Genomic DNA, 10398 nt, shown 5'->3' on the forward strand with positions numbered 1-10398 from the left:
CATTGCTGATGCCATCACGGAGGATACTGTGCTGGTTTCCATTGCTGCCGGCATTGGCGTGGAGTACATCCGAAAGCTGACCAAACCCAACGCAAAAGTTGTTCTTGCCATGCCGAACACGCCGCTGCTTCTCGGCTGCGGTGCAACGGCACTTGCCACAGAAGCACCGGTATCGGATGCAGAATTTGCTGTTGTACGCCGTATTTTCGATGCCTGCGGCATGACTGCTGTGATTGAACCGGCACAGATGAAGGAAATCATCGCAATTAACGGCAGCAGTCCGGCGTTCATCTATCTGTTTGCCAAGGGATTTCTGGACTATGCGGAACAGGTTGGACTCTCTGGCGATGTGGCAAAGGAACTGTTTGCGCAGTCGCTGATCGGCTCTGCAAAAATGATCACCGATTCCGGCTACTCCATTGCAGAACTGATTCGGCAGGTATCCTCGCCCGGCGGAACGACTCTTGCCGGTCTGGATCGATTCTATGCGGGGAATCTGACGGATGTAGTGCAGGATGCCTGTGACCACTGCACCAGGCGTGCATACGAACTTGCAAAATAAGTGGTTCTAAACCGCTCCTCGCTTCATATGCTTGTATTACCTAGATCAAGTATTTCAAAGCGAAGGAGTGGTCTTATTCATGATCCGAAAACGGACAACATTGACATCCTCTGAAAAGTGCCAGCGCCTCTTCTGGATATTGGCAGGAATTGTGCTGCTTCACGCCGGCGAAGGTGTGCTGCTATATCTCTTGCAGGATACCGTGCCAAAAGCCTCCGGTGTATTCCGTCTGTTTGACACTGTAAACCTCCAGTGGGGAAGCTGGGGCTGGCTGCTTCTGTTTGCAGTCCTGTTCTTCGCAGGCTTTTCCGCAATCGGACAGCCACTCACCATTCTCATTCTGATGTGTTACGGAGTCGGCATGGGTATAACTATTTTAGGGCAGCTCCGCACTTCCGGAAGCTTTCTGCTCCACAGTGTCGGACTGCTGATCTGTTTTGTGCCACTCTCCGTGATTTTTGTGGTAGCTGCCAGAGAATCTTTGCGGTTTTCTGCGAAATCCGCCTGCTATCTCTTTCGTGACGAGCCAGCGGACAACATGTACCATCACCTTCGGATGTACTGTCTTCGATTTCTTGTCCTGCTGATTTTTCTCATAGCACTGCTGGTCTGCTGCCGCTTTTTGTGTATTTCTCAAATTTAAGCACCGTTTCGTGGACTAAAACGGACGATCAAAAGAAAGGACTTGATGAAAAAGAAATGGGTCTCTTCAAAAACAATTACGAACGTGCCGGCGTGGGAATCGCCAAAAATGCACCGAAGAAAAAAGGCTTTTTTCGGTACATGGAGATTTTCGGCCGAAAATTCTGGAAGCTGATCGAACTAAATCTACTGTATTTTGTGTTCTTTCTCCCGCTTCTGGCGGCAATTACGTTCTTTTTCCTCTGGTGGAACAGTACATTTTCCTTTGGTTTGATTCTGGCAGGAATCTTTGCGATTGGATTCGCTGTACTCTTCGGTCCGGCAACCGCAGCGATGACCAAGATCCTGAAAAATTTCGTGATAGAAAAGCCGACATTTCTGGTGCACGAATTTTTCCGGACTTTTCGCTCTGAATTTAAATATTCCTGCGCAGTGGGAATGCTGGACTGCCTGATGGCATGCTGTCTTGCTGCAGCGTTCTATGTCTACCCGCAGCTCATCAGCCAGACTGGAAACAAGCTGCTCTACGTTTTCTTTGCAATCACCATCAGTATCGGCATCATCGTTCTGCTGATGAACTTCTATATTTTCCCCATGCTGATCTCCACCAATCTGTCTTTCAAAAATTTGCTGAAAAACTCTCTGGCGTTGACTGTGGTCGCACTGAAAACCAACATCGTTACCACATTGATTGTCGGCGGTGTTACAGCACTCTTCACAGCGGCGATTGTCTTTATCGACCTCCGCTACTCCATGATTCTGCTGTTCCTGCTGCCGTTTCTGCCGGCTGCCTGGCTGGGGCTGGTCATTGTGTTTCAGTGCTATCCCATCATTCAAAAATATATCATCAATCCATACTATGAGCAGCGTGGCGAGGTAAATCCGGAGTTGCTTCAGGAAACACCGGAGGATGAGGTGCTATTCGAGGATATGGGCGGAAAAGAAAAGCCCATCGAGCCTGCCAAGGGCGGTGCAAAGAAAAGCACCGGTTCCAGGGCAAGTTCCCGCTCTCACAAGGGAAAAATCATTTCCTGAGCGCCATATAACGCCCTTTTCAGGCGGACAGCGCAATGCTGCCCGCTTTTGTTGCTTTAGAAACTATACTGAAATAAATTCACAAAAAAGATATTTACAATGCGCAGAAAATATGGTATAATAATTTTTGTCATGTACTTGGATTTTGGAATAAGCCCGATACGGGAAGTCACCTTACCTTTTTCTATGTGCTTGACGAAATATTAAATGAGGTGAAAGAACATGCTGTTGAAAGAAGAAAAAACTGCAATCATCGAAAACAACCGTACCCATGAGACCGATACTGGTTCTCCGGAAGTACAGATCGCAATTCTCACTCAGAGAATCAACGACCTGACTGCACATCTGAAGACACACAAGAACGACCATCACTCCAGAAGAGGTCTGCTGAAGATGGTAGGTCACAGAAGAAACCTGCTGAACTACCTGAAGAAGAAGGATGTTGCACGGTATCGTGCTACCATTGAGAAGCTGGGTATTCGTAAGTAAGAATCTGACAAAAGAAGGAAAGGCAGTACAGAGGTCTCCTCTGTCTGCCTTTCTGTGTATGGAATCGATTTCCTGTGATTTGACAGAATTGAAAGGACAGAGCAGCAAACAGAAATCGAGAAAGGAATCTGAAAAATCATGTTTGAACAATATCAAAAATTTGAAACGACATTTGCCGGAAGACCGCTTGTCGTGGAGACCGGCAAAACTTGTGCACTTTCAAACGGTTCTTGCTGGGTTCGATATGGGGATACTGTCGTGATGGCAAACGTCACAGCCAGCGCAAAACCACGGGAGGGCATTGATTTCTTCCCGCTGTCTGTTGACTATGAGGAGCGGATGTACTCAGTAGGGCGAATCCCCGGTTCCTTTACCAAGCGGGAGGGGAAGCCCTCGGAAAAGGCAATTCTGACCTCTCGTATGGTTGATCGTCCGATTCGTCCGCTGTTTCCAAAATCCATGCGCAACGATGTTTCCGTAGTTATGACCGTTCTGGCAGTTGATCCGGATTGTGCACCGGACATCACCGGAATGCTGGCAACCTCCATTGCCATTTCCATTTCGGATATTCCGTGGAACGGCCCGATTGCCGGCATTAGCGTTGGTCTGGTTGACGGCGAGATCGTACTGAACCCCACGCTGGAGCAGCGTCAGCACAACGACCTCCAGCTGACCGTTGCCGGCACCAAGGACAAGATTGTCATGATTGAAGCCGGCGCCAATGAAGTGCCGGAGGACACCATGCTCCAGGCAATCCTCACCGGACACGAAGAGATCAAGAAAATGGTCGCATTTATTTCCGAGATTCAGGCGAAGATCGGAAAAGAAAAGTTCCAGTTCGATGCCCACGAAGTAGATGCGGAACTGTTTCGGAACATTGACAATTTGGTACACGATCAGGTGGCGCACGCACTGGACACTAACGATAAGAACGAGAGGGACGCACGCCTGCGCCCGATTATCGATCAGGCACACGAAACCTTTGATCCGGTTTGCGGCGAAGACACCGGCTGCATTGACGAGTGCCTGTATCTGATTCAGAAGAAAATCGTCCGTGCCTGGCTCTATGAGGGCAAGCGTGTTGACGGCAGAGGCATCGATGAGATTCGTCCGCTGGACGCAGAGGTCGCACTTCTGCCGCGTGTTCACGGCTCCGGACTGTTTACCCGTGGACAGACACAGGTTCTGACCGTTGCAACGCTGGCACCGGTAAGCGAGAGCCAGAAGCTGGACGGTTTGGACGAAGAGACCACCAAGCGCTACATGCACCAGTATAATTTCCCGTCCTACTCCGTTGGTGAGACCAAGCCCAGCCGCGGCCCGGGACGTCGTGAGATCGGCCACGGCGCACTGGCAGAGCGTGCACTGGTTCCGGTACTGCCCTCGGTAGAGGATTTCCCGTATGCAATGCGTCTGGTGTCGGAGGTGCTGTCCTCCAACGGTTCCACCTCGCAGGCATCGATCTGCGGTTCTACACTGGCACTGATGGATGCCGGCGTGCCTATCAAGGCACCAGTTGCCGGTATTTCCTGCGGTCTAATCACGCTCCCCAACAGTCAGGAATTCAAGACCATGGTGGACATTCAAGGCCTGGAAGACTTCTTCGGCGATATGGACTTCAAGGTCGGCGGCACCAAGAAGGGCATCACGGCAATTCAGGTGGACATCAAGGTTGACGGTCTGACACCGGAGATCATCCGTGAAGCGTTTGAAAAGACCCGTAAGGCTCGCCTGTACATTCTGGACGAAGTGATGGCAAAGGCAATTGCACAGCCTCGTGACCATGTGGCAGAGTATGCGCCGAAGATGGTACAGATCAAGATTCCGGTAGACAAGATTCGCGAGGTCATCGGACAGGGCGGAAAGGTGATCCAGAAGATTTCTGCAGACTGCGATGTTAAAATCGATGTCAATGAAGACGGTCACGTATTCATCAGCGGCATCTCGCAGGAGGGCTGCGATAAGGCATACCAGATCATCGAAACCATTGCCATCGATCCGGAAGTCGGCTCGATTTACAAGGGAAAAGTCGTTTCCATCAAGCCGTTTGGCGCATTCGTTGAGATTGCTCCCGGACGGGACGGATTGGTTCACATCTCCAAGCTGGACAAGGAGCGGGTAGAATCTGTAGAGGACGTGGTTTCTGTCGGTGATGCCATCATCGTCAAGGTCATGGAGATCAAGGATGGAAAGATCAGCCTCTCCCGCAAGGATGCTCTGGAGGAGCTGGAAGCTCGCCGGAAGCAGAAGGCAGAAGCACAGGAGTAAAATTGCACTCCATTTTCCAAAAACAGAAAGCACTGTGTTCGTTTACAAAAACGGCACAGTGCTTTTTGTTTTTTGGAATATGTGCGATTGATTTACTGCAGGTTTACCGTCTGCTTCAGAAGTGTGTCCTCATTGATGAAGTCCAGGCTGGTGACTTCGATGTCAACCGGCGAGGTGGTGTCCTGAAGATGATAGCCGATTTTCAGAGCGTAGGTGGTGCCCGGCTGGATTTCGTTCATCTGCTGCTGGGAATCGATGTCGTCGCAGCCAATGACCGTGTCGTCGCATTCAATTCCGTTTTGAAATGCCTTGTCCTGGCAGGCGAAAATGAAAGACTGCGCCTCATCGGAATTGTTGGTGAAGTTATACTCCACAACCAAGACCGGCTTGCCCTCATAGTCCTGACTGACACTGGTTCCGAGCAGTTCTACCTGAAATTCGGTTTCTTCCGCAGCAGCCTCCGTGATGTCCTCTGCTTCCGTTTCTTCTGCTGCGCTGCTCTCTGCTGCACTGCTCTCAGCTGCCGAGGTTTCCTCTGCCTGTGAAGAGCTGCTGTCTGTGGTCTCTGCGCATCCTGCCATTGCAGCCATCATAGAAACTGCCAGCAGTCCTGCAATCCATTTTTGTTTCATAAGATCCTCCTTTACAATATCTGTCACGTTTTTCTTTTTTGTGACAAGTTCATTATAGCACGTTTTGTTCTAAAAGTCAATAGAATGATTCATGCTAGCATAAAATAAAACCAAACATAGGAAAGGTGGTATTTTATGCAATATGTACGAATTCGAAATTTACGGGAGGATATGGATCTCACGCAGACGGACATGGCAAAAAAGCTGTTCATCAGTCAGCGCACCTACAGCTACTATGAATCCGGCGGACACGACATGCCCACGGAAATTCTGATCCGCATCGCGGATATCTATCAGGTGTCCATCGATTACCTGCTGGAACGAACCAACAAGAGAGAACTAAACCACTAAAATTCGCATCCTCCAACGCAAAAATCCGCCGCACAGGAATTTCTCCCATGCGGCGGATTTGTTTTTATGATTGTGAAAAGAGTGCGCGAAGCGGCTTCATCAGACGTAGTACGGATTCTTCTTGAACAGCAGCGAGATGAAATCCACCAGAACACCGATTCCGAACAAACCTGCAGTGAAGAGGTAAATGATGCCCATGACGATCTTGCCCTCATAGAACTTGTGTGCGCCAATTCCGCCAAGGAAGAGACAGAGCAGCAGTGCCACCCACTTGTTCTTCTCCCGTCCTCTCGGAACGGCAACGTAATTGTTGTTCGTGTTGGTATTGGTGTTTGTGTTGTCGTTGTTGATGATGATCTGCGGCTGCGCCTGAACCGGTGCTGCCTGACGCAGCTCCTCAACCTGTCTGCCACACTGTGTGCAAATAACAGCATCTTCCGGAATCTTCTGTCCGCAGTGCTTGCAGAACTTGGTTCTTTCCATCGTCGGAACCGCTCCGGCATTTGCCTGCGGCTGTGCACCAGGATTTACTTCGTTCATGAATAACATCCTCCTTATTCCATACCTATATCCTTTTTTCAAAGGCTTGCTTTTAGTATAACATGTTTTTCCTGAAAAGTCAATACAAGCATTCATAATATGATAAAATAAAGCCAAACATTCCAAAGCGCATCATTTTGCATGCGATTTTGCGTTTCGCATCGTTTTCTTTCGCTTTTCCATGAAATAAGCGCTGATAAAGTAACACACTACACATCCGATGCCGATTTTGCTACACAAAATTCCCTCGGAAAGCCCCGGCGCACGATAGGAAACGGAAATCTGATGCGTTCCCCCGGCAATGGGGAAGCCGATAAAATCAGAATCTGTTCGGAAATATTCCGTCTGTTTTCCGTCCACAAGAATGTGAAAACCGTTGTCATAGGGGAGGGAGAGAACAAACCAGCCGTCCTGCTGCACGCTGATATCTCCGGACATGGAGTCCCCGCCCATCTGATTGTGGTCGAGCTGCCATGCATCCACAGATTTTCCGGCCTTCTCCAGCACACTGTAGCTCAGCGTGTACATCTTGCAATCTGAGATCACATAGTTTCCGGCAGAAAACCGAATGGTGAGCGTCTGAATCGGTTCATCGGCGGACAGCGTATATTGAAAGAAATTGTTGTCGTTCTGGTACTTCCACTTGGGGTCGGTCAGCTTGTTGCGCACGCCATTGACAGTAATGCTGATATCGCCGGTGTTCTCTTTTTTTCCAAAGTCGTTATCTGCATGCATCTGAAGCAATAGCATGGCATCGATCGGCTCGTCCAGCGTCACAGTTACCACAAAATCCTTGTCGCTGTGAACATAGTATCCCTCACCAACATCCGTAATACGGCTGGAGTCGTAGGCGGAAACATGATAGGCTGGCGTAATTTCCCTTGTGCTTTCCGGAATCTGTATCTGTGTTTCCACGCTCTCCGGCAAATCCGATTCGGAGACCACAGCGTTTTCCAAAAGTCCCTCTAACTGCGTGGGATACCCCATGCTTCGCACCTGCTCCTCCGTCATCACATGAGAAGTCGCAAATCCAATAGGGAAGGAGAGCATGTTCTGATAACAGAGATAGTCCCCACGCTTTTCAATCAGCTGATAGCCATATCTGGAAATGGGTTTTTTGGTAATAAGATATTTTTCCCCCATGAGCACACCGAAAATCGGATTTTTGGATTGTACCATCATGGTTTTGTTTCGAATACTGTTCTCATTGTACGCTGTCTTGAAATAGAAATCGGACAGTGCTGCATTATGAACGGAAGAGTAGACCGAACTCCGATAGCAGTTTGGTCCCCAGACACAATTCACAGTGTCGCCGGCGTGGTACTCCTCAGAGATGCGATAAAACGAGCTGTCCTCCTCAGAAATCGAGTCCACGATTCCCTGAATTTCCGGCGAGTACATGACTTCTAAACTGGACTTTTTCATGTAGCCATCGCCGAGATTGACGGAAAAACAAATCAGCATGCTAAACGCTGCAACCTGTCCCCATACAACCCACCGCTTGTTCCAGCGGTAGAACACTGCAACAGCAATCAAAAGCAGCGGTGCGTCAATGACGGCTGCAATTTGTTCTATGCCTGTCCCATCATAGAAGATCAGACCAAGTGCAACTACCGCTGCGTAGAGAAGCATGGCAGAGCGCAGCGGAATCTGCCGTGCAAACAGCGACTCCAGGAAGCCGCCGCAGAGCAGCAGCAAAAGCGGTAGAAAAGGAATGTACGCTTTCGGATCCAAATACATGGTGCCGTTCATGAGATAGAGAGACAACGGCAGAAACAGCAGCAGCACAAACAGAAACGCCAGCGCCCGATAGGGCCGCCGTTCCGTGCGGAGCATAGCGACTGTGGCAAAGATGCCGATAGCGGTTGTCCCAATGGAAAATGGGCTGTAGGTCAGATAGCGCAAATGCACTGCGGGAAAAAACAGTTTCCAGAGGGAAATGCTCTCACTGGAAATATCTCTGCCGGAGAGCAGGGTAAAAACTACAGGCATAAGGAAAAACATGACCAGCATGGCAGCCAGCATCAAGTGCAGCGCCACAATGCTGCACGCCCGAAACACCTGCTGTCTTACATGCAGATGATGCCAATGCAGCGCCAGAACGATGCCATAGCAGAACAGCACCAGAAATGCGCCGACGCTAAAGAAAAAACTGGACAGCAAAATGCACGCAGCTGCGAGAATGAGAGAGAGGCTTCTGCCTTTGAACAATGCCCGATGAATTGCCAGCAGTCCCCAAAAAAGAAATGGGAAATAGTTGACGAACATTACATGGTGATGCCCGTGAAAAATAACAGGCGCTGCTGTCAAAAACAGAAATGACAGGAAAAAGGACATCTTTGCCGGATGCCATTTTCTCATCCAGACATAACAGAGCATGGTGCTGAGCCATGTGTTCAAAATGCTGACCGCTTGCAGATAGACCGCCATCGTTACATGGGGAAAGCAGTAGGAGAGCAGTTGAATCGGATTGTACAGCCCATAATATGCGAAGTTGTAGATGTTCTGTCCGCCGCCCAGATGCAATGCGAAATTCGGGAAAAGTTCTCCGGTGGCGTAGAAACGGGTTCGGAAATATTCCGGAATGGCGAAGTGCTGGTTGCTCCAGTCTGTCTGAGAGCCGTAGACCGAATCCGGATACACCAGATGCACCACCAAAATCACAACCGCTAGAAACAGCGTTAAAATTCCGCAGTGCACCCAGCTCTCCCGCAGCCGACCGGAAAACAAGCGACGTATCATGACCAATCTCCACCTCTAGTTTCCGTCCACATCTCATAGGGATTCATATGGGACAGCGATTTTACCACTCGTTCCTGTGAAGCATACAGCGTGAGCAGCGATTCCTTTTCCTGAAGCGCCTCCTTAGAAACCGGTGTCAAGGTTGACTCCACACTTGGGAGAACCGCAGCACGGTAGTACTTACCGAAGTTATAGAGGGGCATATCCAACTTGGAAGTATCGTAGATTTCCGTGACAAACTGATGGGCCATCTTGTGATGGATATGTCCGTATTCTCCGGCAGCGTTGTGGGTGACGATGCGCTCCCACGGACGATATGTCATTACCAGTTCCAGATCCTGTTTCATTTGTGCCTGAACATGATTCCAATTGTCCCGCTTTCCTCCGACCTTGTCCGGATAGGAGAGAATCAGCCCCACATTACCGGACTGCGCCATCACTGCCTGAAATTCAGCAGCACGGGTTTGGTTGTTTCCGTTGGTCAGGCAAACTACAAGATATCCGCCCTCCGACAGGTGCGCCCCGCCCCAGATTGTTTCATCGTCCGGATGCGCCACGATCATCAGCCGTTTGGCATGGGAAAGATCTAAGTCAGTTAGTTCCGCCTCTGTCAGTGCCGGAACATCGTATGCCTTTCGTGCATCGACAGCGCTCCAAATGCCGAAGGCGCTGCCGCACATCAACAAAATAATAAGAATGACTGCAATTCCAGTCCGCATTCGATTCCATATTCTTGTCATATCCATTCGTTCCTTTCTCTTCCGTTTTAACTGTTGTATCATCCATACAACAGTCTAGAACCAGTATACCATACTCTCTGAAAAAAGTCAAGAAAAAGTCGAAAAAAACCGCCCGAAGCACCAGCCAAAGGCCGGAACTCCGAGCGGTTATAAGAAAATGGAGGTATTACCAGATTATTTTTTTGCCAGATAGATTAAACGTTAAAGATGATATCGCTGTATGCGGGAACCGGCCACTTTTCAGACGGTGCGATAACTTCCAGACTATCCACAGCCTCACGAAGTGCATCCATTACCGGAATTACCTCAGAGCGATAGGCCTTTGCCATCTCCAGAACGCAGGACTCCTTGGCAGCAGCTGCTGCGACAGCCTCTTCCAGCTTTCCGGTTGCCTCGT

General features: G+C 49.5%; 10 protein-coding genes and 1 pseudogene (1 of these 11 only partly in view). 6 read left to right on the forward strand and 5 right to left on the reverse strand.

All coding sequences use genetic code 11. The features are described 5' to 3' along the window. The 5 genes from QZL66_RS08530 to QZL66_RS08550 all read left to right on the forward strand — a co-directional run. Nucleotides 1-562: pyrroline-5-carboxylate reductase family protein (locus QZL66_RS08530; RefSeq protein WP_293602072.1), on the forward strand; the 562-nt coding region annotated here is incomplete at its 5' end. Between the two features lie 79 nt (nt 563-641). Then, on the forward strand, nt 642-1205 hold the full coding sequence (locus QZL66_RS08535; protein WP_022411295.1) for a hypothetical protein: 564 nt from the start codon (nt 642-644) through the stop codon (nt 1203-1205). A 56-nt stretch (nt 1206-1261) separates the two neighbouring features. Next, nucleotides 1262-2239 carry a DUF624 domain-containing protein gene (locus tag QZL66_RS08540; RefSeq protein ID WP_022411296.1) on the forward strand — a complete coding sequence of 326 codons (978 nt, stop codon included), beginning with the start codon at nt 1262-1264 and terminating at the stop codon, nt 2237-2239. Between the two features lie 222 nt (nt 2240-2461). Further along, nucleotides 2462-2728, forward strand: coding sequence for a 30S ribosomal protein S15 (gene rpsO / locus QZL66_RS08545; RefSeq protein WP_022411297.1), 267 nt, complete (start codon nt 2462-2464; stop codon nt 2726-2728). 138 nt (nt 2729-2866) lie between these two features. Next, on the forward strand, nt 2867-4996 hold the full coding sequence (locus QZL66_RS08550) for a polyribonucleotide nucleotidyltransferase (RefSeq protein WP_022411298.1): 2130 nt from the start codon (nt 2867-2869) through the stop codon (nt 4994-4996). Between the two features lie 92 nt (nt 4997-5088). On the opposite strand, the gene QZL66_RS08555 is transcribed toward QZL66_RS08550, so the two are convergent. Further along, nucleotides 5089-5628: a DUF5067 domain-containing protein gene (locus tag QZL66_RS08555; RefSeq protein WP_022411299.1), complete on the reverse strand. Its 540-nt coding sequence runs from the start codon at nt 5626-5628 to the stop codon at nt 5089-5091. 135 nt (nt 5629-5763) lie between these two features. Here QZL66_RS08555 and QZL66_RS08560 point away from each other — a divergent pair, with 135 nt between their 5' ends. Further along, entirely contained in the window at nt 5764-5979 is a 216-nt protein-coding gene (locus tag QZL66_RS08560; protein WP_022411300.1) for a helix-turn-helix domain-containing protein, read from the forward strand. Nucleotides 5980-6078: 99 nt separating this feature from the next. Here the strand turns inward: QZL66_RS08560 and QZL66_RS08565 are convergent, their stop codons facing one another. The 4 genes and pseudogenes from QZL66_RS08565 to QZL66_RS08580 form a co-directional block, all read right to left on the reverse strand. Continuing rightward, nucleotides 6079-6519, reverse strand: a complete 441-nt coding sequence (locus QZL66_RS08565) for a TM2 domain-containing protein (protein WP_022411301.1) — start codon at nt 6517-6519, stop codon at nt 6079-6081. A 132-nt stretch (nt 6520-6651) separates the two neighbouring features. Further along, nucleotides 6652-9261, reverse strand: a complete 2610-nt coding sequence (locus tag QZL66_RS08570; protein ID WP_022411302.1) for a YfhO family protein — start codon at nt 9259-9261, stop codon at nt 6652-6654. Next, entirely contained in the window at nt 9258-10001 is a 744-nt protein-coding gene (locus QZL66_RS08575) for a PIG-L family deacetylase (protein WP_022411303.1), read from the reverse strand. The genes QZL66_RS08570 and QZL66_RS08575 overlap by 4 nt, the downstream gene beginning before the upstream one ends. A gap of 194 nt (nt 10002-10195) precedes the next feature. After that, nucleotides 10196-10398: pseudogene (locus QZL66_RS08580) on the reverse strand (glutamine synthetase III); it runs 1910 nt beyond the window's last position.

This window comes from Ruminococcus sp. CAG:330, assembly GCF_000437175.1.
In the GTDB taxonomy this organism is placed as follows: Bacteria; Bacillota; Clostridia; order Oscillospirales; family Ruminococcaceae; genus Ruminococcus_C.

Coding starts and splice junctions, on each gene's coding strand:
- QZL66_RS08535 (WP_022411295.1), top strand. CDS start 642: ATGATCCGAAAACGGACAACATTGACATCCTCTGAAAAGTGCCAGCGC.
- QZL66_RS08540 (WP_022411296.1), top strand. CDS start 1,262: ATGGGTCTCTTCAAAAACAATTACGAACGTGCCGGCGTGGGAATCGCC.
- rpsO (WP_022411297.1), top strand. CDS start 2,462: ATGCTGTTGAAAGAAGAAAAAACTGCAATCATCGAAAACAACCGTACC.
- QZL66_RS08550 (WP_022411298.1), top strand. CDS start 2,867: ATGTTTGAACAATATCAAAAATTTGAAACGACATTTGCCGGAAGACCG.
- QZL66_RS08555 (WP_022411299.1), bottom strand. CDS start 5,628: ATGAAACAAAAATGGATTGCAGGACTGCTGGCAGTTTCTATGATGGCT.
- QZL66_RS08560 (WP_022411300.1), top strand. CDS start 5,764: ATGCAATATGTACGAATTCGAAATTTACGGGAGGATATGGATCTCACG.
- QZL66_RS08565 (WP_022411301.1), bottom strand. CDS start 6,519: ATGAACGAAGTAAATCCTGGTGCACAGCCGCAGGCAAATGCCGGAGCG.
- QZL66_RS08570 (WP_022411302.1), bottom strand. CDS start 9,261: ATGATACGTCGCTTGTTTTCCGGTCGGCTGCGGGAGAGCTGGGTGCAC.
- QZL66_RS08575 (WP_022411303.1), bottom strand. CDS start 10,001: ATGACAAGAATATGGAATCGAATGCGGACTGGAATTGCAGTCATTCTT.